We start from the raw sequence: 25794 nt of genomic DNA on the forward strand, positions 1-25794 counted from the left end.
GCCGGGCCCCGGCCATCTGCGCGAACAGGCTCGAGGGACTAGTATTAGTTCCTGAATCTGCAATTTCACCAATCCAAAGCCCCCCAAGTAGACTTGCCTGAGTTTCTGCCGCGATAAGCGCGGTCGAAGGGTAAGTCATTTGAAAACGTTCTAGGAGGAACCTGTGGCAAAGGCAAAGTTCGAGCGGACTAAGCCGCACGTCAACATCGGCACCATTGGTCACGTTGACCACGGTAAGACGACGCTGACTGCCGCCATTTCCAAGGTGCTGTACGACAAGTACCCGACTCTCAACGAGCAGCGCGACTTCGCGTCGATTGACTCTGCTCCGGAAGAGCGCCAGCGTGGCATCACGATCAACATTTCCCACGTTGAGTACCAGACCGAGAAGCGCCACTACGCACACGTAGACGCTCCGGGTCACGCTGACTACATCAAGAACATGATCACCGGTGCTGCACAGATGGACGGTGCAATCCTCGTGGTTGCCGCCACTGACGGCCCGATGGCTCAGACCCGCGAGCACGTTCTGCTTGCCCGCCAGGTTGGCGTTCCCTACCTGCTGGTTGCGCTGAACAAGTCGGACATGGTCGACGACGAAGAGCTGCTGGACCTCGTTGAAATGGAAGTTCGTGAGCTGCTTTCGGCTCAGGGCTTCGATGGCGATGAAGCTCCGGTTGTTCGCGTTTCCGGCCTGAAGGCTCTCGAAGGCGACCCGGTTTGGGTCAAGTCCGTCGAGGACCTCATGGCAGCTGTCGACGAGTCTGTTCCGGACCCCGTACGTGACCGTGACAAGCCGTTCCTGATGCCGATCGAAGATGTCTTCACGATCACCGGCCGTGGCACCGTTGTAACGGGCCGCGCCGAGCGTGGAACTCTCGCCATCAACTCCGAGGTCGAGATCGTCGGCATCCGCCCGGTCCAGAAGACCACGGTTACCGGTATCGAGATGTTCCACAAGCAGCTCGACGAAGCATGGGCCGGCGAGAACTGTGGCCTCCTGCTCCGCGGTCTGAAGCGCGATGACGTAGAGCGTGGCCAGGTTGTCGTCAAGCCGGGTTCCATCACCCCGCACACCGACTTCGAGGCCAACGTCTACATCCTCTCCAAGGACGAAGGCGGACGTCACAACCCGTTCTACTCCAACTACCGCCCGCAGTTCTACTTCCGCACCACGGACGTAACCGGCGTTATCACCCTGCCGGAAGGCACGGAAATGGTTATGCCTGGCGACAACACTGAGATGACCGTTGCGCTCATCCAGCCCATCGCCATGGAAGAGGGCCTCGGCTTCGCTATCCGCGAAGGCGGCCGCACCGTTGGTTCAGGACGCGTTACCAAGATCATCAAGTAATTTACTTGCTGATTACGGAGCTGATCGCCGTCTGACGGCCTGACGCGAAGTTTGGAACAGCCCCGCTGCTAGTGCAGCGGGGCTGTTCTTTGCTACAATTAATCCAATCACTGGATTAATTGTGCAGGCAGGCCTGCCCTCTGGAAAGGGACCGCCGTGAGGGACGAATCATATGAAGCGGGGTACCGCGCCGGTCACCTCCAGGGGTGGCTTGACGCCGTGGCCAAGCTTCAGGCGTCCGGCCAGCCACGTCAGGGGGCAACACCATCGCCAAGTTCAGCCGATGCGGACTCACAGCCGGGGGAGGGCCTGCACCTGGGGCAGCGTACGACGGCGGCAGCCGGCAGTGTGCCCACGCCAGCCACATCAGCGCCCGCCGATGTCAACATCTCTCTGGTGCCAGCGTCGCCTTCGGCGCCCTTATCGTCGCCGTCGCCCACCGCGCCGGTGCCACCGAGGATTCCGCCGCAGTCTCCGGCTGAGCGCCAGGCTCGCCGTGAAAAGCGGGACCGGCAGAACATCAACATCACGCTGTACGTGGCCAGCCTGCTGCTGGTGGCTGCAGCAGCACTCTTCATCGGCACCAGCCTTCCGCCCATGTTGCGCTTTGCCGGCGTCTGCGCAGTCACGGCGCTGTTCTATGGCGCGGGATTTGTACTGCACGCCCGGGTCCCGCGGCTGAAGCCTGCTGCCGTGGCGTTCACCGGCACCGGGCTTGCCCTGGTTCCTGTGACCGGGCTGGCACTGTACAACTTCGCATTGCATCACGGCCCGTCTGCCTGGCTGATCACGTCGCTGATCGGTACTGCGGCTTATGTCGCGGCGGCGGTCCGGCTGGAGAGCAGGGTTCTCGTGTACCTTTCCTTCACCTTTGTGGCATCCACAGCGTTCTCCGGCGTTTCAATCCTGGGTGGCGCACTCGTCTGGTATTTCGCTGCGCTCATTGCCGTCGCCGTGCTGCTAACCGGGATTGCCCTGACCCGGCCGCGATGGCTTCCGCCGGTGTATGTCAGGCCTCTGCTGGTCCTGCACCCGTTGGTGGTTCCGGCCGTTGCCGTCGCCGCGACCTGCGTGCCGTTGCAGGTGGACAAAGCTGAGTACGCGCTGGTCATCGGGATGTGCGGAGTCTATTTTGCCCTCATGGCGGCTGTTCCGGGGCGGTTCCGGCTGATCAACTTCTATGCGGCACGTGCCGCCCTGACGGTGGCTGCCGCCGTCGAGATTTGGCACCTAACCGGCCGCGGGACCGATGCGCTGCTCGCCGCCGGCGTGCTGTTCGCCGCCCAGGCAGTGGGGCTGGCGTTCCTGTCGGCCAGGCTGACGGGCTGGTTTCACCAGCAGCAGCCAGGCTCGTCCGGCGCCGGGAACAGCCCGAACGCCGCTGGAGGACGCTGGCAGGTTGATGCCTGGGCGACGTTTGCTCTGCAACTCGCTGCCACCACGGCGTTCAGCATTCAAGAGACCGCTGTCGGCGTCTTCCGCGCTATGGGCGGCAACGGTTCGGTCGCCGCCGCTACTACGGTGCCGCTGTGGGTGCCGGTGGCCTTATCGTTGGTCACGGGCATGGTGCTGGCAGCCAAGTGGGCCGGCCGGGCCGAATGGGCGCCAGTGGCCGCACTGGTTTTGGCCGGCATGGTTTCACCTTCGATGGGCGCGTGGCCGCTCGCCGGAATGCTGCTCGCCGCAGCCGGCTTCTGGGCGATCCGGGGGGTTTTCGCGGCAGGTGATTTCCGCGGCCGGTTGGTTCTGGGGTCCCGGTTGGCCCTCACCTGGGCGGTCCCCGTAGCTGCCGCGGCCGTGATGGATGACGGCCCCGGGCGGGCCGAGGCGTCCGTGTTCGCACTGTTGCTGGCACTCGTGTGCCAGCAACTCCTGACGGCGTTCCTGGAACGCGCGGGCGTGCGGACGTTGGCGCCGGAGGCAACCTTGGGCGTCTTCGGTGCGGGGGGTGCACTGGTTCTGGTGGGGATGCCGTTCATTGAGACCTCGCCGGACCACGGCCTGACAGCCGTCTGCGTGATGATCCAGCTTTCTGCCGCTTTTGTCATCGGAGCCCTGGTGGTTCCACGGCCGGCTACGGAACCGGACTGGGTTGCTACGGTGTGGGAGGCCTTGCCGCTGGGTATGTCCGTGGTCGCCGCCACGGTCGCGTTCCGAGCCGTTTCACAAGGCGCCGGGAACGCGGCGTTGTTGTTGGTGGCGGCATACCTGCTCATCACTGCGGTTCGTCTGCCTCTGCGCCAACACCGCTGGGCCTACTGGTGGTTCGCCAGGGCGGCAGCCACCGTACTTGCCCTCACAGCTTTTCACCAGCTGCAGCGGGACGGCGGCCCGGTGGTCATCGCGGACGAAGTGGTCCACCCGGCAACGCTCCTGGTGACGGTGCTGGCACTCCAGCTGTGCTTTCCGCTGGTTGCTGCCGTCCGCCGTCGTGCTCCCCGCGGGATTCTTGCTGACGCGGGCGCAGTGCTCCTTCTCCAGTTGGCCGGCATTGCCAGCCTCTTGCAGTCAGGTTCGGCAGACTGGCAGGAAACGTTCGCTGCAGGACTCGTTGCCCTAGGCGCGGCGGCCTCTGGGTACTTCCTTCGCAGAGCGGCGGGTGCAGTCTGGTTGGCCCCGTTTGCATTTGTTGTGCTGCTGGTCTTCAGCGATGGCGATCTGCTTCGGGTGGAACTGATCCTGGGTATCTTCGCCGTCTACTCCACGCTGATGGTGGTAGCCGCGCAACAGCGGGCCAGGAAGGGCTGGTACTTTGTGGCGGCCCGCGTGCTGACGGCAGGCCTCGCCGTGGTCCTCAGCTACGACATCACCGCCTCGCCCACTGTGGTTTCGGTGGCCTTTGCCCTCGTGCTCGCGGCCCAGCATGCCGTCCGCTGGGTGATGCGCTCACGGCTGGCTGACATCCCCTTCCAACAGGCTGCAGTCTGGATCACCCTGGCCGGGCAGGCAATGCTGCCGCTGGTCTACGTGACCAGGCCTGGCGACGTCGCGCTGCTGGCGCAGGACGACGACGGCGGCCGCTGGGTGGTGCTGCTGGAACTGCTGTTGCTGCTGGTCTCTGCTGTGGTGGCCAGGAGACTCTTCAGTGCCAACGGAGCCCGCTACTTCGCTGTGTATGGTGCCCTGTTCGGCGTGCTCGCCCTGGGCCCGCTGTTCATGTTCGGCGGGACGTTCCTTGTGACCGCGGTCCTGAGCCACACCGGCACTGCCGCAACCCTGCTGGGTGGTGCGCTGCTTGCAACCGCTGCCGGCATCCTGCGGCACCGGCAGAACAGGCTTACTCAGAACGGGCACGAGCAGGATAGTCACCAACAGGCCGCTGGCGACGCGGACGTCGAGCACTGGCTCTGGCTGGTTACCGCCGGCTCGTTTGCCGGTGTTGGGCTGCTGATCTCGCCGTTGGCGGCCGACTGGGTGACGGGAGCGGCTGTCCTGGCCGTGTCAGCCGTGTGCTTTACGGCGTCGCATATCGAGGATCTGCCGGTCCTGTATCCGCCGGCAGCCGTGGCCGCGCTCGGCGGGTCCGTCGCATTGGCGGCGGAGGCGTATCAGGATGTCGCCGGCGTCTGGGACGGATTCCTGCCATGGCTGACCGGCGCGGGCATGGCTTCGGCCGCCCTCTACACTGTGCGGCTCATGCGCAGCGGCCCGTTGCAGGCCGATCCGGTGCGTCGTTGGTCGCTTGCCGGTGCGGCGTTCCTCGGCCTCGTGCTGGTGGTCCTCGACGGAATCCGGCACGATGCAACGTCCTGGACGGCGGCCACCGTGCTGGCCGCCGCCGTCGGGGTGTCCTACCGGGAGGCACCCGCAAGGGCGCGACGGATCGCCCTTGAAGTGGGTGCGTTGGTCCTCACAGTTGCCATCCAGCGCACTGCCATCTTCGAACTGGACCCGGCGGGTGGTCGCATAGGCCGGCTATTGACCGACCTTCCCAGTCCCTTTTGGGTTGTCCAGTGGTACGTGGTCCTGGCCGCTGTCCTCGGTGGCTTGCGCTACTTCGCCGGCAACCAAGCTGCCGGCCGTCTGCTGGTGGGCGCGGCCTCGGTTTTGCTCTCGCTGAGCGGCCTGGGCATAGTGTTCGGCGGGAACGCTGGGCAGCAGCTGTGGGTCCTGGTGCTCCTCGCCCTGCTGCTCGTGGCAGGCCTTGGACTGGGGGAACGGCCCTTCGTCTGGTGGGGCGCGGCGGGGGTGGCGGCCTGCCTTCTGTGGGCCATGTGGCAGTACACGTTCCTGCTGTTGGCCTTCATTGCTGTGGGGCTGATCGTGTTTGCGGTCTGGCGGCTGAACCGTGGAACGGCCGGTGAGGCGCCGGAGGCGGGACCAGAGGCGACCCCGGGTCCTGAGTCCCACCCGCCGTCCAGCGACCGCAGGGAAGCGTCCCGCCGGCACTGATACTGTTGCTGACAGCGAGAGGAGTACATCATGGAATGGCTGATTTTTCTGATCATCGCGGTCGCCGTGGTCGCCGGAGTTTTCTGGGCCAAGAAGCATTTCCGCGCCGAGATTGACCGCGCCAAGCGCATCAACCGGGCAAACAAGGATAAGTAGCAGGGCCACCGGACCCCGGCCGGCCGGGGTGTTCGCCGGTGTTCAGCCGGGCTGCCCTTCGTCGGCCAGTGATGTCCGGGCCTGGCTGAGCGCCCGGTACCAGTAGAACGATTCCTTGGGTGTGCGCTCCAGGGTGTCGAAATCCACGTGCACCAGGCCGAAGCGCTGGGAGTACCCCGCGGCCCATTCGAAGTTGTCCATCAGCGTCCAGACGTAGTACCCGCGGAGGTCCACGTCGTGGGCGATTCCGCCCGGTGCCGTCGCCTCCAGCGCATGCCGCAGGTGGTCCGCGATGTAATTGATCCGCCCCAGGTCCTGAATGGGGCCGCTGACGTGGTCGGGCTCCGGGAAGCTGGCGCCGCTTTCGGTGATGTACAGCGGGGGCAGGTCCCCTTTATAGCGGTCCTTTAGTTCGCGCAGCAGGATGCCAAGGTGCTCCGGGGCTACCGGCCAGCCGAAACCCGTAGTGCCGTATTCGGGGAACGGCTCCTGATGGAACGGCACGCGCACCATCGCCTCGGCAGGACCCGTGGGGCTTTCGGCCGGGCCCCGTCCGGCTGCCACCTTCGTGGGGTAGTAATAGTTCACGCCGTAGAAGTCCAGGGGCTGGTGGATGGTGCGGAGGTCGGCGTCGGGGATTCTGCCGAACGACCGGAACCAGGGCTTGGCGATGAGCGGCGGGCGGGGGTATTGGCCCAAGAGGACCGGATCGGCATAGATGCGGTTGAGCATGAGGTCGAAAACCAGCGCGATGTATTTGTCCGTGATTTTTCGGGTGGCTGGCCGGACGGGGGAGTGGAGGTTGGTCACGCCGATTCCGCCGCGGACCCCTGCTGCGCGCAGCGCCTGGACGGCCATGCCGTGGGCAAGGAGCTGGTTGTGGACAGCAGGAAAGGCATCAAAGAGGAGATCCCGTCCGGGGGCATGGACGCCCAGCGCGTAGCCGTTGAGGACCACCGAGGCTGGTTCGTTGAGGGTTACCCACTGGTCTACGCGGTCACCAAATCGCCGGCCGGCCTCGCCTGCGTACTCAGCGAAGCGTTCGGCGGTGGCCCTGCTCATCCAGCCGCCACGGTGCTCCAAGGGCAGGGGCGTATCCCAGTGGTAGAGGGTGGCCATGGGGGAGATGCCGGCCTCGAGCAGCTGGTCGATCAGGCGGTCGTAGAAGTCCAGGCCCTGCTTGTTGAACGCGCCGCGGCCATCCGGCTGGATCCGCGGCCAGGAGATGGAAAAGCGGTAGGAATCCACGCCGAGGTCCCGCATCAGAGCCACATCTTCGGGCGAACGGTTGTAGTGGTCGCAGGCCACTGCCGGGGAGTGTCCATCGATGATGGCGCCGGGTTTCTCCGCGAAGGCGTCCCAGCCGGAGGGACCACGTCCGTCAGCGGAGAGGGAGCCTTCGATCTGGAAGGCGGCCGCGGCAACACCGAGGGTGAACGATCTGGGCAGCCGGTCGGCCAGGTCCTGGACGGAAACGTCATTTTCGACGGTCATTCCCCCATCATCCATTCGGATGTTGCCGAAGGCAATGACCACAAGCCGCGCAGGGCCCGAATGCGCAGTGTGCTGGCACATCTGCTGTCAGGGGAGGTGCCAGCCTGCAGATTCGCTTCTGGGCATAATATCCGGCATACTAGATGAGTTGTTCAAGCGCTTCTTCGTGTCCCGATCCGGATAATGCCGGGTGTCAGGGTCCAAGTGGAAGCCCAAACATAACCCACTCCCCATGGAACTGCGGATTTGTATGCGTGCTAAGCGCGACACGCCCGACCGCGGGGGTCGGTTACGTCGGCAGGTTGAGGAACCCGGATTCATCCGGATTCAGCTTGTGCGGCGGGTGGTAGTTCAGACTTCAAATGCTTCGGCAGCCACATGCAACAAGAAAGTGAACAGAGCAGCCCTCACCGGGAGCAGCACTAACTGAAAGAGAGTCAGGCGACATGGCGGGACAAAAAATCCGCATCCGGCTGAAGTCATATGACCACGAGGTCATTGACGTTTCAGCACGGAAGATCGTTGAGACGGTCACGCGCGCAGGCGCAACGGTAGTTGGCCCCGTGCCGCTGCCGACGGAGAAGAACATTTACTGTGTTATCCGCTCTCCGCACAAGTACAAGGACAGCCGCGAGCACTTTGAAATGCGCACGCACAAGCGTCTTATCGACATCATCGATCCCACGCCGAAGGCTGTTGATTCGCTTATGCGTCTCGACCTGCCGGCCGACGTGAACATCGAAATCAAGCTGTAGGGAGGTGCTGAGAGACTATGACCGCAACCCGTAACGTAAAGGGCCTGCTGGGCACGAAGCTCGGCATGACCCAGGTCTGGGACGAGAACAACAAGCTCATTCCCGTCACTGTGGTCCAGGCAGATTCGAACGTCATCACGCAGCTGCGCAACGCAGACACTGATGGCTACGTAGCTGTTCAGATCGGCTACGGCCAGATCGATCCCCGCAAGGTCACCAAGCCGCTGGCTGGTCACTTTGAAAAGGCAGGCGTCACGCCTCGCCGCCACGTCGTCGAACTGCGCACTGCAGATGCTGACACTTACGAGCTGGGCCAGGAGCTTTCTGTTGAGCTCTTCGAAGCCGGCCAGAAGATCGACGTTATCGGCACCACCAAGGGTAAGGGCTTCGCCGGTGTTATGAAGCGTCACGGCTTCCACGGTGCTCCCGCCTCACACGGTGCTCACAAGAACCACCGTAAGCCCGGTTCAATCGGTGGCGCATCCACCCCGAGCCGCGTCTTCAAGGGCATGAAAATGGCCGGCCGCATGGGCGCCGTTCGTCACACCACGCTGAACCTCACGGTTCACGCAGTTGACGTCGAGAAGTCGCTGCTCCTGATCAAGGGCGCCGTCCCCGGCGCCCGCGGCCAGGTCGTACTCGTACGCACCGCCGTGAAGGGAGCCTAGTTCAATGACTAGCACTGTCAAGGTTGACCTGCCTGCAGAGATCTTCGACGTTCAGACCAACGTGCCGCTGCTGCACCAGGTCGTCGTAGCCCAGCTCGCTGCTGCTCGCCAGGGTACCCACAAAACCAAGACCCGCGCCGAAGTTTCCGGTGCAGGTCGCAAGCCGTTCAAGCAGAAGGGCACCGGCCGCGCCCGTCAGGGTTCAATCCGTGCTCCTCACATGACCGGTGGTGGCGTAGTCCACGGTCCCACACCGCGTGACTACAGCCAGCGCACCCCCAAGAAGATGATTGCTGCTGCACTGCGCGGCGCACTCTCTGACCGGGCACGCAACGGACGCATCCACGTTGTTGCCGAACTGGTGGAGGGCACCAAGCCGTCCGTCAAGAACGCACTGGCAACGCTGCGCGGAGTTTCCGAGCGCAAGAACCTGCTGGTTGTCATCGAGCGCGCCAACGATGTTGCAGCACTTTCCGTGCGCAACCTCGCCGGTGTTCACGTTCTGTACGCAGACCAGCTGAACACCTACGACGTACTCGTCTCTGACGACGTTGTCTTCACCAAGGCTGCCTACGAAGCATTCGTTGCTGACCGGGCAGTAGCAAAGAACGAGGAGGATGCCAAGTGAGTGCAGCCACCATCAAAGACCCGCGCGACGTCGTGCTTGCACCCGTCGTATCGGAAAAAAGCTACGGCCTGATCGATGAGGGCAAGTACACCTTCCTGGTGGACCCCCGCTCGAACAAGACCGAGATCAAGCTGGCCGTGGAGAAGATTTTCTCCGTCAAGGTCGAATCGATCAACACCATCAACCGTGCCGGTAAGCGCAAGCGCACCAAATTCGGATGGGGTACCCGCAAAAACACCAAGCGTGCAATTGTGAGCCTCAAAGAAGGCACCATCGACATCTTCGGCGGTCCGCTCTCGTAGCGGAGACCACTTTAACGAGGAAATAAATTATGGGAATCCGTAAATACAAGCCGACTACCCCGGGCCGTCGTGGCTCGAGCGTAGCGGACTTCACCGAAATCACGCGGTCGACGCCGGAAAAGTCGTTGGTACGTCCGCTGCCCAAAAAGGGCGGCCGTAACAACTCCGGTAAGATCACGACCCGTCACAAGGGTGGTGGCCACAAGCGCCAGTACCGTCTGATCGACTTCCGTCGCCACGACAAAGACGGCGTCAACGCCCGCGTTGCCGAAATCGAGTACGATCCGAACCGCACGGCTCGCATCGCCCTCCTGCACTACGTTGATGGCACCAAGCGTTACATCATCGCCCCGAACAAGCTCTCCCAGGGTGACGTCGTTGAGGCAGGTTCCGGTGCTGACATCAAGCCCGGTAACAACCTGCCGCTGCTCAACATCCCGGTTGGTACCGTAATCCACGCAGTTGAACTGCGTCCGGGTGGCGGCGCCAAGATGGGCCGCTCCGCCGGCGCATCGATCCAGCTTGTAGCCAAGGAAGGCCGCTTCGCCCAGCTGCGTCTGCCTTCCGGCGAAATCCGCAACGTTGACGTGCGCTGCCGCGCAACCGTCGGCGAGGTCGGCAACGCCGAGCAGTCGAACATCAACTGGGGTAAGGCCGGCCGCATGCGCTGGAAGGGCGTTCGCCCGACCGTCCGTGGTGTCGCAATGAACCCGGTTGACCACCCGCACGGTGGTGGCGAGGGTAAGACGTCCGGTGGACGTCACCCCGTCAACCCGAACGGTAAGCGGGAAGGCCGCACCCGGCGTCCCAACAAAGAGAGCGACAAGCTTATTGTTCGTCGCCGTCGTACTGGCAAGAACAAGCGATAGGAGCCTGGACACATGCCACGCAGCCTGAAAAAAGGTCCTTTCGTTGACCAGCACCTCTTTGTAAAGGTGGACAGGGAAAACGAAAAGGGCACCAAGAACGTCATCAAGACCTGGTCCCGCCGTTCGATGATCATCCCCAACATGCTTGGGCACACGATCGCCGTACACGACGGACGCAAGCACATTCCGGTGTTTGTCACTGAGTCGATGGTCGGGCACAAGCTCGGCGAATTCGCTCCCACGCGGACATTCCGCGGCCATGTCAAGGACGACCGTAAGGGCAAGCGCCGCTAGGCGCCTGCACTTACGTCAAAGACGAGAGAAGGAAAGCAATGGAAGCCAAGGCAATTGCGCGTCACATCCGCGTAACGCCTATGAAGGCCCGGCGCGTCGTCAACCTTGTTCGTGGTAAGCAAGCGAATGAGGCTCTGGCAATTCTGAAGTTTGCCCCCCAGGCAGCTTCGGAGCCGGTATTCAAGGTAGTACAGTCGGCAATCGCAAACGCCCGGTCCCTCGCGGACCGCGACGGTGTTGCGTTTGACGAAAGCGACCTCATCATCAGCGAAATGTTCGTTGATGAAGGCCCGACCATGAAGCGGTTCCAGCCGCGTGCTCAGGGTCGTGCATTTCAGATCAAGAAGCGCACCAGCCACATCACTGTGGTAGTCGCTACACCTGAGAAAGAGGAGGCTCGCTAAGTGGGACAGAAAGTTAACCCGCACGGGTTCCGACTCGGCATCACCACCGATCACGTATCGCACTGGTTCGCTGACAGCACCAAGCCCGGACAGCGGTACAAGGACTTCGTTCGCGAAGACATCCGTATCCGCCAGCTCATGTCTGTTGGCATGGAGCGCGCCGGTATCGCCAAGGTTGAGATCGAGCGCACCCGTGACCGTGTCCGCGTGGATATCCACACGGCACGTCCCGGTATCGTTATCGGCCGCCGCGGCGCTGAAGCAGACCGCATCCGCGGCGAGCTTGAGAAGCTGACGGGCAAGCAGGTCCAGCTGAACATCCTCGAGGTCAAGAACCCCGAGATGGAAGCTCAGCTTGTTGCCCAGGGCGTTGCTGAGCAGCTGACTTCCCGTGTGGCTTTCCGCCGTGCGATGAAGAAGGCCATGCAGTCCGCTCAGCGTGCAGGTGCCAAGGGCATCCGTATCGCCTGCTCCGGCCGACTGGGTGGCGCAGAAATGTCCCGCTCGGAGTTCTACCGCGAAGGCCGTGTGCCCCTGCACACCCTCCGTGCGAACATCGACTACGGCTTCTACGAGGCCAAGACCACTTTCGGCCGCATCGGCGTGAAGGTCTGGATCTACAAGGGTGACGTCACCGCCAAGGAACTGGCTCAGCAGGCAGCTGCTGCTCCGTCCCGTGGCCGCGGTGCCAGCGACCGTCCGGGCCGCCCGGGTGGCGCCGGCGGCGCTGACCGTGGTGACCGCCGTCGTCGTACCGACCGTCCGGCAGCAGAGGCAGCTCCGGCTGCCGAGGCTCCGGCAGTTGAGGCTGCACCTGCTGCAGTAGAAGGAGGACAGGCTTAAATGCTTATCCCACGTCGAGTCAAGCACCGTAAGCAGCACCACCCGGGTCGTTCCGGCGCTGCTACGGGCGGCACCAAGGTCTCCTTCGGTGAGTGGGGTATCCAGGCTCTGAGCCCGGCATACGTCACCAACCGTCAGATCGAGTCTGCCCGTATCGCGATGACCCGCCACATCAAGCGTGGCGGTAAGGTCTGGATCAACATTTACCCGGACCGTCCGATCACCAAGAAGCCTGCCGAAACCCGCATGGGTTCCGGTAAGGGTTCACCGGAATGGTGGGTCTCAAACGTCAAGCCGGGCCGGGTTCTCTTTGAGATCTCCGGCGTCGAGGAATCGGTAGCTCGCGAGGCCCTGCGCCTGGCAATCCACAAGCTCCCGTTGAAGGCACGCATTTTGCGTCGCGAAGGTGGTGAATAGAAATGGCAGTAGGATCCAAGGAACTTGTCTCCGCACAGCTGGACACGTTCGACAACGAGCGCCTCGTTGAAGAACTCCGGAAGGCTAAGGAAGAGCTGTTCAACCTGCGTTTCCAGTCCGCCACCGGTCAGCTGGAGAACCACGGTCGTCTGCGCGCGGTAAAGAAGGACATCGCACGCATCTACACCGTTCTCCGTGAGCGCGAGCTGGGCATTCGTGCCGAGGTTGCCGCACCGGTTGTGGAAGCCAAGGAAGAGAAGAAATCCAAGAAGGCTGCAACCAAGAAGGCCGAAACGGCTGAAACGGTTGAGGCCGAGGAGGATGCCAAGTGAGTGAAAAGGACGAGAACGTGACGGAAACTGTTTCCGCAGCAGCTACGGCTGGCGAACGCGGTGACCGTAAGACGAAGCGTGGCTACGTAGTCTCGGACAAGATGGAAAAGACCATCGTTGTCCAGGTAGAAGACCGCGTAAAGCACGCTTTGTACGGCAAAGTCATCCGCCGCAACACGAAGATCAAGGCTCACGACGAAGAGAACAGCGCCGGCATCGGCGACCTCGTTCTCCTCGCCGAGACCCGCCCGCTGTCCGCTACCAAGCGGTGGCGTCTGGTCGAGATCCTCGAAAAGGCCAAGTAACACCCCGCAGCCTGCTTGCAGGTACTGCACCGGAAACCCCCGTTCCCTTGTGGGAGCGGGGGTTTTCCGTATTAACCGGCGGGTGGGCTGGCTGGGTGTGTCACGCGGAGCAGGTTTTTGCGGGACATCCGACGGCGGAACGCCGGGCTTCCGGCGGAGTGGCACGGCTGGTGGGCCGAAAGGGTGGCCGTGCGTGACGCCGTCGTCCGCGTCTCCATTAGGACGCTCTCTCACCTAATGCGGGAAATCCCCGGACGCTCTCTCACTCTTGTTAGGAAAGTGAGAGAGCGTCCGCCGAAAAGGCGCATTATGTGAGAGAGCGTCCGACGGCGGAACGCCGGGTTTCCGGGGGAGTGGCACCGCCGGTGGACCGAGAGCGTGCCGTGCGTGACGCCGTCGTGCGTTGCCGGCTCTGGAGGACAGCGGTTGTGCTGTGGCTGCCGCCGTGTGATATGGGAGATTGCCTTTACTGTGCTAGGATATTGAGTTTGTATGGCGCCCTCTGTGCGCCGTCATCAACCTCGTAAACAATCGTGCCACGGCATAGTGCCCCCTCGTGCTTCGGACCTGTCCGGATCCGCCTGGGAAGCAAATGTTTTTGGCACGGGCGTTTAGGCTTGGTCTGGCAAAATCCAGGCAGGTCAAGAGACACCCCGATCAACCGTTCCGCAAGGCTCATTCCGTAGGAAGATTTTCGGTCTGAGAACCGGCGCGACGCAAGGAGTAAATAGTGATTCAGCAGGAGTCGCGACTCAAGGTCGCCGACAACACGGGTGCTAAGGAAATCCTTACCATTCGCGTTCTCGGGGGATCTGGCCGTCGCTACGCAGGCATTGGCGACGTCATCGTCGCTACCGTCAAGGATGCAATTCCGGGCGGCAACGTAAAGAAGGGCGATGTTGTTAAGGCAGTCATCGTCCGTACCAAGAAGGAACGCCGCCGTGCGGATGGTTCCTATATCAAGTTTGACGAGAACGCAGCTGTGATCCTGAAGGCTGACGGTGACCCCCGCGGTACCCGTATCTTCGGACCGGTTGGTCGTGAACTTCGTGACAAGAAGTTCATGAAGATCGTTTCTCTGGCTCCGGAGGTGCTCTAGTCCATGGCTAAGATCAAAAAGGGTGACCTCGTTCAGGTCATCACTGGCGCCAAGGCTGAGCGCGGCGGCGACAAAGGCAAGCAGGGCAAGGTTCTGCGCGTATTCCCGGAGACCAACCGCGTGTTGGTCGAAGGCATTAACCGCGTAACCAAGCACACGAAGGCCGGTCAGTCGCAGCGCGGCACCAAGACTGGTGGCATCGAGGTCGTAGAAGCTTCGATCCACATCTCCAACGTGGCTCTGGTTGACCCGTCCACCAAGAAGCCCACCCGCGTTGGTTTCCGCACCGAGACCGTGGAGCGCAATGGCGTGAAGCGCGACGTGCGTGTCCGCGTGGCCAAGAGCTCCGGGAAGGACATCTAATGACTGAGACTCTCGAGACTCCGGCAGCGAAGATCGTTCCTCGTCTGAAGACCAAGTACGCCGATTCCATCAAGAGCACGCTCGTTGAGGAATTCAAGTACAGCAACGTTAACCAGGTTCCCCGCCTGGTGAAGGTCGTTGTGAACATGGGTGTTGGAGATGCCGCTAAGGACTCCAAGCTGATCGACGGCGCTGTCCGCGATCTGACCCTGATCACCGGCCAGAAGCCGCAGGTAACCAAGGCCCGCAAGTCGATCGCACAGTTCAAACTGCGCGAAGGCATGCCCATCGGCGCACACGCAACTCTGCGTGGAGACCGCATGTGGGAATTCCTGGATCGTCTGGTCACGCTGGCTCTGCCCCGTATCCGCGACTTCCGCGGCCTCAGTGGCAAGCAGTTCGACGGCAACGGCAACTACACCTTCGGTCTGACCGAACAGGTTATGTTCCACGAAATCGACCAGGATTCCATTGACCGCGTACGCGGCATGGACATCACGGTTGTAACCACCGCCAAGACCGATGACGAAGGCCGCGCGCTGCTCAAGGCGCTTGGTTTCCCGTTCAAGGCCGAAGACTAATCTAACTACGTAACAGGTCCTTCGCTGATGCTTCATGCAGCAGCGAGGAAACCGTTATGAGGAAGGGCAAGAGCCCAAATGACAATGACTGATCCGGTCGCAGACATGCTTACGCGTCTGCGCAATGCAAACTCGGCGTACCACGATTCCGTGTCCATGCCGTACAGCAAGCTCAAGGCACGCGTTGCCGACATCCTGAAGGCTGAAGGTTACATCGCCTCCTGGAAAGAAGAAGACGCTGAGGTTGGCAAGAAGCTGACCCTGGACCTTAAGTTCGGACCGAACCGCGAGCGTTCAATCGCTGGCGTTCGCCGTATTTCCAAGCCGGGCCTGCGTGTTTACGCAAAGTCCACCAACCTCCCGCACGTGCTCGGTGGCCTGGGTGTCGCAATCCTGTCCACCTCTTCCGGCCTCTTGACTGATAAGCAAGCCGGCAAGAAGGGCGTGGGCGGCGAAGTCCTCGCCTACGTCTGGTAACGGGAAAGGAAGAGAATAATGTCACGTATTGGACGTCTCCCCATCACCGTTCCTGCCGGCGTTGAGGTCAAGGTTGACGGCTCTGTCGTCAGCGTCAAGGGTGCCAAAGGCGAGCTGAACCACACTGTGGCCAGCCCGATCGAGGTTTCCCTGGAAGCAGAGACCCTGACTGTCGCCCGCCCGAACGACGAGCGCGCCTCCCGTTCACTCCACGGCCTGACCCGCACCCTGATCTCCAACATGATCGAGGGCGTTACCAAGGGCTACGAGAAGAAGCTTGAAATCGTTGGTACTGGTTACCGCGTTCAGGCCAAGGGATCTGACCTTGAGTTCGCTCTCGGCTACAGCCACCCGGTAAATGTCACCGCACCGGACGGCATCACCTTTGCAGTTGAGACCCCGACCAAGCTCTCTGTTTCAGGTATCAACAAGCAGCAGGTCGGCGAGGTTGCTGCCAACATTCGCAAGCTGCGGAAGCCGGACCCCTACAAGGGCAAGGGCATTCGCTACGCAGGCGAAGTCATCCGCCGCAAGGTCGGAAAGGCTGGTAAGTAACCATGGCCATCTCAATTAACAAGAAGCGTACGAACAAGAGCAAGTCTGCTTCGCGCAGCCGCCGCCAGCTTCGTATCCGCAAGCGCATCTCCGGCACGGCTGTACGTCCTCGTCTGGTCGTCAACCGCTCCGCACGCCACGTATTCGTCCAGGTTGTCGATGACACCAAGGGCCTGACCGTGGCAAGCGCCTCCACGCTGGAAGCCGACCTTCGTGCATTCGAAGGCGACAAGACCGCCAAGGCCAAGCGCGTTGGCGAGCTCGTTGCCGCTCGTGCCAAGGCTGCCGGTATCGAAGCAGTTGTCTTCGACCGCGGTGGTAACAAGTACCACGGCCGAATTGCTGCTGTCGCTGACGGCGCACGTGAAGGTGGGCTGTCACTGTGACGGAAGCAAACAAGGAAAAGGACACTGTGTCTGCAGATCAGAAGGCTACTGAAGCCGTAGCTGCTCCGGCCACTGAGACCACTGCGCCCGCAGCTGCTGCCGATGACCGCCGTGGTGGCGCTCGTCGTGGCGGCGAGCGTGGCGACCGTGCTCAGGGCGGTCGCGATGGCGGCCGTGGTGGCCGTGGTGGCCGCGACGGCGGCCGCGAAGCCGAGAAGAGCCAGTTCATTGAACGCGTTGTCACCATCAACCGCGTTTCCAAGGTGGTCAAGGGTGGTCGTCGCTTCAGCTTCACCGCTCTGGTCGTCGTTGGTGACGGTAACGGCATGGTCGGCGTGGGCTACGGCAAGGCTAAGGAAGTTCCCGCCGCAATCGCGAAGGGCGTTGAAGAGGCCAAGAAGTCCTTCTTCCGCGTTCCCCGCATTGGGAACACCATCCCGCACCGCGTTCAGGGTGAGGCCGCTGCCGGCGTCGTAATGCTGCGTCCGGCTTCCGCCGGTACCGGTGTAATTGCCGGTGGTCCGGTCCGCGCCATCCTGGAGTGCGTGGGCATCCACGACATCCTCTCCAAGTCGCTGGGTTCCTCCAACGCCATCAACATCGTTCACGCGACTGTTGCTGCGCTGAAGCAGCTCGAAGAGCCGGCAGCAGTGGCAGCACGCCGCGGCCTGCCGCTGGACGAGGTTGCTCCGCCGGCAATGGTGAAGGCAATCCTGAACCAGAAGGCGGGTGTCTAAGCCATGGCTAAGAACCTGATTCCCTCCGACCTTCAGTTGGAGATCACTCAGATCAAGTCCGCCATTGGCGGCAAGCAGAACCAGCGCGACACCCTTCGGTCCCTCGGCCTGAAGCGGATTGGACACACTGTTGTCCGCACCGCCGACGCCGTGACTGTTGGAATGCTCAACACGGTTCCGCACCTGGTAAAGGTAGAGGAGGCGAAGTAAATGGCAGAGAAAAAGATCGCCGCAGAGACTGCTGAGAAGCAGAACACACTGAAGGTTCACCACCTGCGTCCCGCCCCGGGTGCCAAGACCGCCAAGACCCGAGTTGGTCGTGGTGAAGGTTCCAAGGGTAAGACCGCTGGTCGCGGTACCAAGGGTACGAAGGCGCGCTACCAGATCAAGGCTGGCTTTGCCGGCGGCCAGTTGCCGCTGCACATGCGCCTGCCGAAGCTGCGCGGCTTCAAGAACCCGTTCCGGGTTGAGTTCCAGGTTGTAAACCTGGACAAGCTCAACGAGCTGTTCCCGGAAGGTGGCACAGTCACCGTGGAGAACCTGGTCGAAAAGGGTGCCGTTCGCAAGAACCAGCCCGTCAAGGTGCTTGGCACCGGCGACATCACCGTCAAGGTTGACGTCACCGTCCACGCATTCTCGGCCAGCGCCGCAGAAAAGATTGCAGCAGCAGGCGGAAGCACCACCGCTCTCTAGTAGACGGTGGGTGAACGCCCGTTGTGAACTCCCGGTGTGCAGGGCCCCCAGGGCCCTTGCACACCGGGAGTTTTTTCGCATCCGCCTGCCGAGTATTTCCGCCCGTTCACCGCAATCGCGGGTTTGCGGATTATTCGCATGGCCGATCCACCCGTTAGACTCGGTTGTTGGGATTATTGTCCCCCATCACACCACGCTCATAAACAACACAGGAGGACGCTTGCTTAGCGCATTTGGCCGGGCCTTTCGCACGCCTGATCTGCGACGCAAGTTGTTGTTCACGCTGGCAATCATCACAATCTTCCGCTTGGGTGCATTCATCCCCTCGCCTGGTGTGAACTACCAGAATGTCCAGCAATGCTTGCAGAACGGTCAGACCGCTGGCGGGCTCTATCAGCTCGTCAACCTGTTCAGCGGCGGTGCCTTGCTTCAGGTGTCCATCTTCGCGCTGGGCATCATGCCGTACATCACGGCCAGCATCATTGTGCAGCTGCTCCGGGTGGTCATTCCCCGGTTCCAGGAGCTGTACGAGGAGGGCGCCTCCGGGCAGTCCAAACTCACCCAGTACACGCGGTACCTCACCATTGCCCTGGGCCTGCTGAACGCCACGACGCTGGTGTCGCTGGCTCGTTCAGGCCAGTTGCTTCCGGGCTGTGCCCTGCCGATCATTCCTGACGACGGCATCATCACCACCATCCTGCTGATCATCACACTGACCGCCGGTACCGGGCTCATCATGTGGATGGGCGAACTCGTCACCGAAAAGGGTGTGGGCAACGGCATGTCGCTGCTCATCTTCACATCCATCGCAGCGACGTTCCCCACGTCCCTTGGAGCCATCTGGAGCTCACAGGGCCCGGGTACGTTCTTTATGGTCCTGGTCATCGGTCTGGTGACGGTTGCCCTGGTGGTCTTCGTGGAGCAGTCCCAGCGCCGTGTCCCGGTGCAGTACGCGAAGCGGATGATCGGACGCCGGACCGTCGGCGGCACGAGCACCTACATCCCCATCAAGGTGAACATGGCAGGCGTGATCCCCGTGATCTTCGCATCGTCCATGCTCTACCTGCCGGGACTGATCTCACAGTTCAACCAGCCCAAAGCCGGCGAGGCTCTCGCGCCGTGGGTTGAGTGGATCAACAACAACCTGACCCGAGGCGACCACCCGATCTATATGGCGCTGTACTTCGCCATGATCGTGTTCTTCACTTACTTCTACGTCGCGATCACCTTCAACCCTGAAGAGGTCTCGGACAACATGAAGAAGTACGGCGGTTTCATCCCGGGTATCCGTGCCGGAAAACCGACCGCGGATTACCTGCAGTACGTGCTCTCCCGGATCACGCTGCCCGGCGCCCTGTACTTGGGCTTCGTGGCGCTGATTCCGCTGGTGGCATTGGTACTGATCAACGCGAACCAGAACTTCCCGTTCGGTGGCACCTCGATCCTGATCATGGTGGGCGTTGGCCTTGAAACCGTCAAGCAAATAGATGCGCAGCTACAGCAACGTCACTACGAAGGGCTTTTGCGATGACGAAAATGTTGATTATTGGACCCCCCGGTTCCGGAAAAGGAACGCAAGCGGAACGTATTTCCGAGCGCCTCGGCGTCGTGGCGATTTCCACCGGTGATATCTTCCGCGCCAACGTGAAGGGCGAAACTCCTCTTGGCATCGAGGCCAAGAAGTACATGGACGCCGGGGACTTCGTTCCGGACAGCGTCACCAACAAGATGGTCCGCGACCGCCTCAGCGAGTCCGACGTCGAAAACGGCTTCCTGCTGGACGGCTACCCGCGCACCACGGCGCAAGTGGACTACCTTGACGGGATCCTCGCGAACAGCGAAGAAAAGCTCGACGTCGTCCTGCAGCTCACGGCCGACGACGAGGAACTCGTCTCGCGCCTGTTGGGCCGGGCCAAGGAAACCGGCCGGAGCGACGACAACGAAGCCGTGATCCGCCACCGCCTTGACCTGTACCACGAGCAGACCGAGGCCGTTGTGGCCAAGTATGCCGAACGCGGCATCCTGACCCAGGTTGACGGCATCGGCGGCATCGACGAGGTCACCGACCGCGTGATGCAGGCCATCAAGGCAGCCCAGGCCGCCTAAGCCCCGCAACATGCTTTTCCGAGGCTCCTCCCGGCATCCGGGAGGAGCCTCAGCCATTGAGAGGACACACCATGGCCTTCGGCCAGCCCCGTATCGAATACAAGACCAACGCCCAGATGCGCATCATGCGCGACGCCGGGCTGGTGCTGAACCGTGCGCTGGACGCAGCGGTGGCAGCCGCAGTTCCCGGCGTCACCACCAAGCAGCTGGACGACGTCTTCGCCGCAGTGCTGAACGAGGCCGGCGCCAAATCGAACTTCCTCGGTTACCACGGCTTCCCCGCCACCATCTGCACGTCAGTGAACGAGGAAGTGGTGCACGGTATCCCCGGCGGCAAAGTCCTCAACGACGGCGACATCATCTCGATCGACGGCGGCGCGATTGTCGACGGCTGGCATTCCGACTCTGCACGGACCGTCATTGTGGGCCAGGCCGACCCCGAGGACCAGCGGCTTTCCGACGTCACCCAGGCAGCCATGTGGCGAGGCATCGCCGCCTTGGCCACGGGAAGCCATGTGGGCGACATCGGCGCAGCCATCGACGACTACGTCTCCTCCGTGCCGGGCAAGCCGCTGGGCATCCTGGAGGACTACGTGGGCCACGGCATCGGCTCCGAGATGCACATGGCCCCGGATGTCCTGAACTACCGCACCAGCCACCGCGGCCCCAAGATCAAGCCCGGACTGTGCCTGGCCATCGAGCCCATGCTGGTCCGCGGCAGCATCGACACCGCCGTGCTCGAGGATGACTGGACAGTTGTGACCACCGACGGCCAGCGCTCCTGCCAATGGGAGCACTCTGTAGCTGTCCACGAAAAGGGGATCTGGGTACTCTCAGCCCCCGACGGCGGAGCGGAGCACCTGGTGCCGCTCGGCGTCGTACCCGTCCCGATCCCGTAGGTTTCGACGCGCTAATGCGCTACCGACGCACAAAATCCCTGTCGCTACCGAAATAACGGTGGCGGCAGGGATTTTGCGTGTCGCGGGGCACGCAGCGCATCGTGAGCGTACCCGCCGCCGATGTCCGGCAAATGATGCGCAGGGCAGAATGGAGCGATGGGAGCAATCACGGATGTGCCTGGAATCAGGGTTGGCCATGAGCAGAAGACCGGCGACGGCTGGCTGACGGGAGTCACCGTGGTGCTGCCGCCGCAGGGCACTGTCGGGTCGGTGGACGTCCGTGGCGGTGGCCCGGGCACGCATGAGACTGACGCGCTGGATCCCACCACGCTCGTGGCCACGGTGGACGCCGTGGTCCTCACCGGCGGCAGCGCGTACGGGCTCGTCTCGGCCCACGGTGCACAGCGCTGGTGCGAGGAGAACGGCCGGGGCTTCGCCGTCACCGGGGGAGTGGTACCGATCGTTCCCGCCGCCGCCATCTTCGATCTGGGCCGGGGAGGAGACTTCTCAGCACGCCCGACGGCGGACATGGGCTACGCGGCCACCGTTGCGGCCGCTGCCGAAAAGGACGGGCACGACGTCGGACGCGGCAGCGTGGGCGCCGGCACCGGAGCTCTCATTGGGCGGGGACAGTTCAAGGGCGGAGTGGGGACGGCTTCGGTCACGCTTGAGAACGGCGTGGTAGTGGGGGCGCTGGCCGTGGTGAACGCACTGGGGTTTCCGATCGTCGACGGGCGGCAGGAGCCGCAGCCCTCCGCGCGCTCGGGCGTTCCTCCCCACGAGCCCCCTAACCTCGCAAGCTCGGCCAGGGAACCCGGCTCGCGTGGGCCCACCTTAGACGCGCGCTTCCGGGCTCCGGAACCTGCCGACCGTGATGGCGGCCCACCGCCGCTCAATACGACTCTCGTTGTTGTTGCTACGAATGCTGTCTTGGACGTGGCCGAATGTAAGCGGACTGCTTCTGCTGCGCATGCTGGATTGGCTCGCGCGCTCAATCCTTCGCACACGTTGGCTGATGGGGATACTGTCTTTTGCCTTGCCACTGGTGAGGTGGCTTTGGACCGGAGCACTGAAACTGCCCGGCAGGTGAGTCTCATTACCCTGCAGAGTGCGGCAGCCGACGTCGTACGCCTGGCGATCCTCGAAGGTATATCTGCAAGCTCGATTTCCGGGTAGGGTGTGTGCTTTCATAATTAGTTTGGACTTTCCACACACTTACAGTAAAGTGGTTTGTTGGTTGTCTGCCCAGCTGTGCCCTGTTTGGGGCCGGAGGTGATGACCGATCCAACAAAAACGTTCGTGGCCATGTCCGGTGCAATCCGGCAGGGCTGCGGCAACAACAGTTAGCGGAGGGTATGGCCAAGAAGGACGGGGTCATTGAGATCGAAGGCGTTGTGACTGAGGCGCTGCCTAACGCGATGTTTCGCGTTGAGCTGACCAACAAGCACATCGTACTCGCGCACATCTCAGGCAAGATGCGCCAGCACTACATCAGGATTCTCCCTGAGGACCGGGTAGTGGTGGAACTGAGCCCTTATGACCTCACTCGGGGTCGTATCGTCTACCGCTACAAGTAAATTCTGGGCGGCATCAGCGTGAGCTGACGGCTGCACCAGTTGACCAACTGCCACACGCAAAGGAACGCCATGAAGGTCAAGCCGAGCGTCAAGCAGATCTGCGAAAAGTGCAAAGTGATCCGCCGTAATGGCCGGGTCATGGTGATCTGCGAGAACCCGCGCCACAAGCAGCGCCAGGGCTAATTTCCCTCCCGAGGGAAATCCTGGGTTGCTAACCCACGCAAGTAAATAGAAGGCAGCACAAGCTGAACTGGGACGTATGAGCCCGGACAGCTAACCCCCGGTCGGAGGCTGGGGCCGCACAGAACGTGCGGGTGTACTGCCTACGACCTCCGGTTTATTCAAGGAGCACTGCCACTATGGCTCGTCTCGCTGGCGTAGACATTCCCCGCGAAAAGCGGTTGGAAATTGCGCTTACTTACATCTACGGCGTGGGCAAGACCCGTGCACACGAAACCCTGGCTGCCACTGGCATCAGCGCTGACGTCCGCGTTAAGGACCTCACCGATGCCCAGCTGGTAGAACTTCGTGACTACATTGAAGGCAACTACAAGGTTGAGGGTGACCTTCGCCGCGAAGTAGCAGCTGATATCCGCCGCAAGGTTGAAATCGGCAGCTACGAAGGTATTCGCCACCGCAAGGGCCTGCCAGTGCGCGGACAGCGTACGAAGACGAACGCACGTACCCGTAAGGGTCCGAAGCGCACCGTTGCAGGCAAGAAGAAGGCTCGTTAAATCCCTCGGGATTGACTCGTCTTCCCCCAAATAACTTTCTGTAGGAGAAAAAATGCCCCCGAAGACTCGTGGCGCGGTTCGCAAGCCGCGTAAGAAGGACAAAAAGAATATCGCGCTGGGCCAGGCGCACATCAAGAGCACTTTTAACAACACCATCGTGTCCATCACGGACCCGAACGGCGCTGTTATCTCTTGGGCTTCCTCAGGTGAGGTTGGCTTCAAGGGCTCACGCAAGTCCACCCCGTTCGCAGCCCAGATGGCTGCTGAAGCTGCTGCCAAGCGTGCGCAGGAGCACGGCATGCGCAAGGTTGACGTTTTCGTCAAGGGCCCGGGTTCAGGCCGCGAAACCGCAATCCGCTCGCTGCAGGCCGCTGGCCTGGAGGTTGGCTCCATCCAGGACGTCACCCCCGCAGCGCACAACGGCTGCCGTCCGCCGAAGCGCCGCCGCGTCTAAGGCTTTTCCAGCAGCTTGAGCTTGCCCGGACCGTCAATGGTCCGGGCAAGCCCAGCCGCGTTAAGTCTTCAGACCGAATTTCCACCACCTGTGTTGCGTCATATAGCGGATGCTCGCCGAAAGGAAACCTAAGTGCTCATTGCACAGCGCCCCACCCTCTCCGAAGAGGTAGTCTCCGATAACCGCTCGCGTTTCATCATTGAACCGCTGGAACCGGGCTTCGGCTACACCCTCGGAAACTCCCTCCGCCGTACCCTGCTCTCCTCCATCCCCGGTGCCGCTGTAACCAGCATCCGGATCGATGGCGTGCTGCACGAGTTCACCACGGTTCCGGGTGTCAAGGAAGATGTCACCGAGATCATCCTGAACATCAAGAGCCTGTCGGTTTCCTCCGAGCACGACGAGCCGGTTGTGGCTTACCTGCGCAAGCAGGGCCCCGGAGTCGTCACCGCCGCGGACATCGCTCCGCCGGCCGGCGTCGAATTCCACAACCCGGATCTGCACATTGCCACGCTGAACTCGAAGGGCAAGTTCGAACTCGAACTGACCATCGAGCGCGGCCGCGGCTACGTTTCGGCAGCTCAGAACAAGTCCGGCGACTCCGAGATCGGCCGTATCCCGGTCGACTCGATCTACTCGCCGGTCCTGAAGGTTACTTTCCGCGTGGAAGCAACCCGTGTTGAGCAGCGCACCGACTTCGACAAGCTCATTGTCGACGTCGAGACCAAGCAGGCCATCGCCCCGCGCGATGCTGTTGCTTCCGCAGGTACCACCCTGGTGGAACTCTTCGGTCTGGCCCGCGAGCTGAACACCGCAGCTGAAGGTATCGAGATTGGCCCGTCGCCGACGGATGCTGCCCTGGCAGCAGACATGGCACTGCCGATCGAGGATCTGGACCTCACCGTCCGTTCCTACAACTGCCTCAAGCGTGAGGGCATCCACACCGTGGGTGAACTCGTTGCACGCTCCGAGGCTGACCTCATGGACATCCGTAACTTCGGTGCGAAGTCCATTGACGAGGTCAAGGCAAAGCTGGTTGAACTGGGCCTGTCCCTCAAGGACTCGCCTCCCGGTTTTGACCTCGCAGCACGCGCCGCAGCAATTGAAGAGGACGACGCCGCTTTCGGCGACGACGAACTCTAACAAACAGATCTTGGCCGGCTGGCTGGATGCACCACGGTGTGCACAGCCCACTGGCTTCCATATGAGGAGAAACTATTATGCCTACCCCCGCTAAGGGTCCGCGCCTCGGAGGCGGAGCGGCTCACGAGCGTCTTATGCTCGCGAACCTGTCCGCCGCACTGTTCGAGCACAAGCGGATCACCACCACGGTGACCAAGGCCAAGCGACTGAAGCCGTACGCCGAGCGTCTGGTGACTTTCGCCAAGCGTGGCGACCTGGCTTCCCGCCGCCGTGTACTCGGCCTGATCAGCAACAAGGGCATCGTCCACGAGCTGTTCACCGACATTGCACAGGCAGTGGAGAACCGCGACGGCGGCTACACCCGCATCACCAAGATCGGCAACCGCAAGGGCGACAACGCTCCCATGGCTGTCATCGAACTGGTTCTCGAGCCGGTTTCCGCCAAGCAGGCCGTTGTGGCCGAGGCTACCCAGGCTGCCGCCAAGGCTGCTCCGGTTGCCGAAGAAGCTCCGGTTGCTGAAACCGAAGCCGCTGAGACCGAAGCTGCTGAAGCCAAGTACGCCGGCTCCAAGCCCGCTACGGCTGACAACGTTGCCCCTGAGGGCTTCGAGGTCAAGGGCAACGAGGACTCCATGAAGTACCACGTTCCCGGCTCCCGCTGGTACGACGCCACGACTGCTGAAGTCTGGTTCGACTCTGCGGAGTCCGCCGCAGCCGCAGGCTTCGTGCCTGCCGGTGGCGACGCTGCTCAGGCCGTCGAAGCTGAGTAATCAGGCG

34 protein-coding genes are annotated in these 25794 nt (G+C 62.1%); 33 read left to right on the top strand and 1 reads right to left on the bottom strand.

Annotation, left to right across the window (positions count from 1 at the left end; all coding sequences use genetic code 11):
• Nucleotides 1–163: 163 nt before the first annotated feature.
• From tuf to NFC73_RS20680, 3 genes are all read left to right on the top strand, one after another.
• Entirely contained in the window at nt 164–1354 is a 1191-nt protein-coding gene (tuf, locus tag NFC73_RS01305; protein ID WP_141141214.1) for an elongation factor Tu, read from the top strand.
• Between the two features lie 156 nt (nt 1355–1510).
• Nucleotides 1511–5746 carry a hypothetical protein gene (locus tag NFC73_RS01310; RefSeq protein WP_254747029.1) on the top strand — a complete coding sequence of 1412 codons (4236 nt, stop codon included), beginning with the start codon at nt 1511–1513 and terminating at the stop codon, nt 5744–5746.
• 30 nt (nt 5747–5776) lie between these two features.
• Nucleotides 5777–5902 (top strand): hypothetical protein, encoded by a 126-nt coding sequence (locus NFC73_RS20680; protein ID WP_256548506.1) that lies wholly within the window; start codon nt 5777–5779, stop codon nt 5900–5902.
• Between the two features lie 42 nt (nt 5903–5944).
• Here NFC73_RS20680 and NFC73_RS01315 read toward each other — a convergent pair whose 3' ends face one another.
• Entirely contained in the window at nt 5945–7396 is a 1452-nt protein-coding gene (locus NFC73_RS01315; protein ID WP_254747031.1) for a GH1 family beta-glucosidase, read from the bottom strand.
• 446 nt (nt 7397–7842) lie between these two features.
• Between NFC73_RS01315 and rpsJ the strand changes: the two genes are divergently transcribed.
• The 30 genes from rpsJ (at nt 7843) to rplQ (ending at nt 25787) form a co-directional block, all read left to right on the top strand.
• Nucleotides 7843–8151 carry a 30S ribosomal protein S10 gene (rpsJ, locus tag NFC73_RS01320; protein ID WP_038464699.1) on the top strand — a complete coding sequence of 103 codons (309 nt, stop codon included), beginning with the start codon at nt 7843–7845 and terminating at the stop codon, nt 8149–8151.
• A 17-nt stretch (nt 8152–8168) separates the two neighbouring features.
• The gene (gene rplC, locus NFC73_RS01325; RefSeq protein ID WP_056344391.1) at nt 8169–8819 is read left to right on the top strand and encodes a 50S ribosomal protein L3; all 651 of its coding nucleotides are present in this window, start codon (nt 8169–8171) and stop codon (nt 8817–8819) included.
• A gap of 4 nt (nt 8820–8823) precedes the next feature.
• Nucleotides 8824–9447, top strand: coding sequence for a 50S ribosomal protein L4 (gene rplD, locus NFC73_RS01330; protein WP_056344389.1), 624 nt, complete (start codon nt 8824–8826; stop codon nt 9445–9447).
• Complete coding sequence (rplW, locus tag NFC73_RS01335; protein WP_018773664.1) at nt 9444–9749, top strand: 50S ribosomal protein L23; 306 nt, start codon at nt 9444–9446, stop codon at nt 9747–9749. The genes rplD and rplW overlap by 4 nt, the downstream gene beginning before the upstream one ends.
• 29 nt (nt 9750–9778) lie before the next feature.
• Entirely contained in the window at nt 9779–10618 is an 840-nt protein-coding gene (gene rplB / locus NFC73_RS01340) for a 50S ribosomal protein L2 (RefSeq protein WP_056344386.1), read from the top strand.
• Between the two features lie 12 nt (nt 10619–10630).
• Nucleotides 10631–10912: a 30S ribosomal protein S19 gene (gene rpsS, locus NFC73_RS01345; RefSeq protein WP_056344384.1), complete on the top strand. Its 282-nt coding sequence runs from the start codon at nt 10631–10633 to the stop codon at nt 10910–10912.
• A 38-nt stretch (nt 10913–10950) separates the two neighbouring features.
• On the top strand, nt 10951–11316 hold the full coding sequence (rplV, locus tag NFC73_RS01350; protein WP_185261224.1) for a 50S ribosomal protein L22: 366 nt from the start codon (nt 10951–10953) through the stop codon (nt 11314–11316).
• On the top strand, nt 11317–12159 hold the full coding sequence (gene rpsC / locus NFC73_RS01355) for a 30S ribosomal protein S3 (RefSeq protein ID WP_254747034.1): 843 nt from the start codon (nt 11317–11319) through the stop codon (nt 12157–12159).
• Nucleotides 12160–12576, top strand: a complete 417-nt coding sequence (rplP, locus tag NFC73_RS01360; protein ID WP_056344375.1) for a 50S ribosomal protein L16 — start codon at nt 12160–12162, stop codon at nt 12574–12576.
• Nucleotides 12577–12578: 2 nt separating this feature from the next.
• Entirely contained in the window at nt 12579–12908 is a 330-nt protein-coding gene (rpmC, locus tag NFC73_RS01365; RefSeq protein WP_254747036.1) for a 50S ribosomal protein L29, read from the top strand.
• Entirely contained in the window at nt 12905–13213 is a 309-nt protein-coding gene (rpsQ, locus tag NFC73_RS01370; protein WP_056344371.1) for a 30S ribosomal protein S17, read from the top strand. The genes rpmC and rpsQ overlap by 4 nt, the downstream gene beginning before the upstream one ends.
• A 730-nt stretch (nt 13214–13943) precedes the next feature.
• Entirely contained in the window at nt 13944–14312 is a 369-nt protein-coding gene (gene rplN / locus NFC73_RS01375; RefSeq protein WP_024366126.1) for a 50S ribosomal protein L14, read from the top strand.
• Between the two features lie 3 nt (nt 14313–14315).
• Nucleotides 14316–14675: a 50S ribosomal protein L24 gene (rplX, locus tag NFC73_RS01380; RefSeq protein ID WP_254747037.1), complete on the top strand. Its 360-nt coding sequence runs from the start codon at nt 14316–14318 to the stop codon at nt 14673–14675.
• Nucleotides 14675–15256, top strand: a complete 582-nt coding sequence (gene rplE / locus NFC73_RS01385) for a 50S ribosomal protein L5 (protein WP_056344366.1) — start codon at nt 14675–14677, stop codon at nt 15254–15256. The genes rplX and rplE overlap by 1 nt, the downstream gene beginning before the upstream one ends.
• 78 nt (nt 15257–15334) lie before the next feature.
• A complete protein-coding gene (gene rpsH, locus NFC73_RS01390; RefSeq protein ID WP_056344363.1) occupies nt 15335–15733 on the top strand; it encodes a 30S ribosomal protein S8 in 399 nt (132 codons plus the stop codon).
• A gap of 18 nt (nt 15734–15751) precedes the next feature.
• On the top strand, nt 15752–16288 hold the full coding sequence (gene rplF / locus NFC73_RS01395) for a 50S ribosomal protein L6 (RefSeq protein ID WP_056344361.1): 537 nt from the start codon (nt 15752–15754) through the stop codon (nt 16286–16288).
• A 2-nt stretch (nt 16289–16290) separates the two neighbouring features.
• On the top strand, nt 16291–16674 hold the full coding sequence (gene rplR, locus NFC73_RS01400; RefSeq protein WP_056344358.1) for a 50S ribosomal protein L18: 384 nt from the start codon (nt 16291–16293) through the stop codon (nt 16672–16674).
• A complete protein-coding gene (gene rpsE / locus NFC73_RS01405; RefSeq protein WP_056344356.1) occupies nt 16671–17411 on the top strand; it encodes a 30S ribosomal protein S5 in 741 nt (246 codons plus the stop codon). Before rplR ends, rpsE begins: the two co-directional genes overlap by 4 nt.
• A gap of 3 nt (nt 17412–17414) precedes the next feature.
• Nucleotides 17415–17621 (top strand): 50S ribosomal protein L30, encoded by a 207-nt coding sequence (gene rpmD, locus NFC73_RS01410; protein WP_056344352.1) that lies wholly within the window; start codon nt 17415–17417, stop codon nt 17619–17621.
• Entirely contained in the window at nt 17622–18104 is a 483-nt protein-coding gene (rplO, locus tag NFC73_RS01415; RefSeq protein WP_104062629.1) for a 50S ribosomal protein L15, read from the top strand. It abuts the gene before it with no gap.
• A gap of 220 nt (nt 18105–18324) precedes the next feature.
• The gene (gene secY / locus NFC73_RS01420; RefSeq protein WP_254747038.1) at nt 18325–19635 is read left to right on the top strand and encodes a preprotein translocase subunit SecY; all 1311 of its coding nucleotides are present in this window, start codon (nt 18325–18327) and stop codon (nt 19633–19635) included.
• A 5-nt stretch (nt 19636–19640) separates the two neighbouring features.
• Nucleotides 19641–20210 (top strand): adenylate kinase, encoded by a 570-nt coding sequence (locus NFC73_RS01425; RefSeq protein WP_181037244.1) that lies wholly within the window; start codon nt 19641–19643, stop codon nt 20208–20210.
• A 71-nt stretch (nt 20211–20281) separates the two neighbouring features.
• Entirely contained in the window at nt 20282–21109 is an 828-nt protein-coding gene (gene map, locus NFC73_RS01430) for a type I methionyl aminopeptidase (protein ID WP_254747039.1), read from the top strand.
• 156 nt (nt 21110–21265) lie between these two features.
• On the top strand, nt 21266–22285 hold the full coding sequence (locus NFC73_RS01435) for a P1 family peptidase (RefSeq protein WP_254747040.1): 1020 nt from the start codon (nt 21266–21268) through the stop codon (nt 22283–22285).
• Nucleotides 22286–22464: 179 nt separating this feature from the next.
• Entirely contained in the window at nt 22465–22686 is a 222-nt protein-coding gene (gene infA / locus NFC73_RS01440) for a translation initiation factor IF-1 (RefSeq protein WP_009358723.1), read from the top strand.
• 69 nt (nt 22687–22755) lie between these two features.
• Entirely contained in the window at nt 22756–22869 is a 114-nt protein-coding gene (gene rpmJ, locus NFC73_RS01445) for a 50S ribosomal protein L36 (protein WP_009358722.1), read from the top strand.
• 176 nt (nt 22870–23045) lie between these two features.
• Nucleotides 23046–23420, top strand: coding sequence for a 30S ribosomal protein S13 (rpsM, locus tag NFC73_RS01450; protein ID WP_028275004.1), 375 nt, complete (start codon nt 23046–23048; stop codon nt 23418–23420).
• 52 nt (nt 23421–23472) lie between these two features.
• Nucleotides 23473–23874, top strand: a complete 402-nt coding sequence (gene rpsK / locus NFC73_RS01455; RefSeq protein WP_018769149.1) for a 30S ribosomal protein S11 — start codon at nt 23473–23475, stop codon at nt 23872–23874.
• Nucleotides 23875–24006: 132 nt separating this feature from the next.
• On the top strand, nt 24007–25017 hold the full coding sequence (locus tag NFC73_RS01460; protein ID WP_056344331.1) for a DNA-directed RNA polymerase subunit alpha: 1011 nt from the start codon (nt 24007–24009) through the stop codon (nt 25015–25017).
• Nucleotides 25018–25094: 77 nt separating this feature from the next.
• Nucleotides 25095–25787: a 50S ribosomal protein L17, sunset domain variant gene (gene rplQ, locus NFC73_RS01465; RefSeq protein WP_254747041.1), complete on the top strand. Its 693-nt coding sequence runs from the start codon at nt 25095–25097 to the stop codon at nt 25785–25787.
• Nucleotides 25788–25794 lie beyond the last annotated feature (7 nt).

This window comes from Pseudarthrobacter humi (assembly GCF_024294965.1).
GTDB classification, from domain to species: domain Bacteria; phylum Actinomycetota; class Actinomycetes; order Actinomycetales; family Micrococcaceae; genus Arthrobacter; species Arthrobacter humi.

Bases quoted from the DNA above. Each gene is read 5' to 3' on its own strand.
- NFC73_RS20680 (WP_256548506.1), top strand. From the start codon at position 5,777: ATGGAATGGCTGATTTTTCTGATCATCGCGGTCGCCGTGGTCGCCGGA.
- NFC73_RS01315 (WP_254747031.1), bottom strand. From the start codon at position 7,396: ATGACCGTCGAAAATGACGTTTCCGTCCAGGACCTGGCCGACCGGCTG.
- rpsJ (WP_038464699.1), top strand. From the start codon at position 7,843: ATGGCGGGACAAAAAATCCGCATCCGGCTGAAGTCATATGACCACGAG.
- rplC (WP_056344391.1), top strand. From the start codon at position 8,169: ATGACCGCAACCCGTAACGTAAAGGGCCTGCTGGGCACGAAGCTCGGC.
- rplD (WP_056344389.1), top strand. From the start codon at position 8,824: ATGACTAGCACTGTCAAGGTTGACCTGCCTGCAGAGATCTTCGACGTT.
- rplB (WP_056344386.1), top strand. From the start codon at position 9,779: ATGGGAATCCGTAAATACAAGCCGACTACCCCGGGCCGTCGTGGCTCG.
- rpsS (WP_056344384.1), top strand. From the start codon at position 10,631: ATGCCACGCAGCCTGAAAAAAGGTCCTTTCGTTGACCAGCACCTCTTT.
- rplV (WP_185261224.1), top strand. From the start codon at position 10,951: ATGGAAGCCAAGGCAATTGCGCGTCACATCCGCGTAACGCCTATGAAG.
- rplP (WP_056344375.1), top strand. From the start codon at position 12,160: ATGCTTATCCCACGTCGAGTCAAGCACCGTAAGCAGCACCACCCGGGT.
- rpmC (WP_254747036.1), top strand. From the start codon at position 12,579: ATGGCAGTAGGATCCAAGGAACTTGTCTCCGCACAGCTGGACACGTTC.
- rplX (WP_254747037.1), top strand. From the start codon at position 14,316: ATGGCTAAGATCAAAAAGGGTGACCTCGTTCAGGTCATCACTGGCGCC.
- rplE (WP_056344366.1), top strand. From the start codon at position 14,675: ATGACTGAGACTCTCGAGACTCCGGCAGCGAAGATCGTTCCTCGTCTG.
- rpsH (WP_056344363.1), top strand. From the start codon at position 15,335: ATGACAATGACTGATCCGGTCGCAGACATGCTTACGCGTCTGCGCAAT.
- rplF (WP_056344361.1), top strand. From the start codon at position 15,752: ATGTCACGTATTGGACGTCTCCCCATCACCGTTCCTGCCGGCGTTGAG.
- rplR (WP_056344358.1), top strand. From the start codon at position 16,291: ATGGCCATCTCAATTAACAAGAAGCGTACGAACAAGAGCAAGTCTGCT.
- rpmD (WP_056344352.1), top strand. From the start codon at position 17,415: ATGGCTAAGAACCTGATTCCCTCCGACCTTCAGTTGGAGATCACTCAG.
- rplO (WP_104062629.1), top strand. From the start codon at position 17,622: ATGGCAGAGAAAAAGATCGCCGCAGAGACTGCTGAGAAGCAGAACACA.
- NFC73_RS01425 (WP_181037244.1), top strand. From the start codon at position 19,641: ATGTTGATTATTGGACCCCCCGGTTCCGGAAAAGGAACGCAAGCGGAA.
- map (WP_254747039.1), top strand. From the start codon at position 20,282: ATGGCCTTCGGCCAGCCCCGTATCGAATACAAGACCAACGCCCAGATG.
- NFC73_RS01435 (WP_254747040.1), top strand. From the start codon at position 21,266: ATGGGAGCAATCACGGATGTGCCTGGAATCAGGGTTGGCCATGAGCAG.
- infA (WP_009358723.1), top strand. From the start codon at position 22,465: ATGGCCAAGAAGGACGGGGTCATTGAGATCGAAGGCGTTGTGACTGAG.
- rpmJ (WP_009358722.1), top strand. From the start codon at position 22,756: ATGAAGGTCAAGCCGAGCGTCAAGCAGATCTGCGAAAAGTGCAAAGTG.
- rpsM (WP_028275004.1), top strand. From the start codon at position 23,046: ATGGCTCGTCTCGCTGGCGTAGACATTCCCCGCGAAAAGCGGTTGGAA.
- rpsK (WP_018769149.1), top strand. From the start codon at position 23,473: ATGCCCCCGAAGACTCGTGGCGCGGTTCGCAAGCCGCGTAAGAAGGAC.
- rplQ (WP_254747041.1), top strand. From the start codon at position 25,095: ATGCCTACCCCCGCTAAGGGTCCGCGCCTCGGAGGCGGAGCGGCTCAC.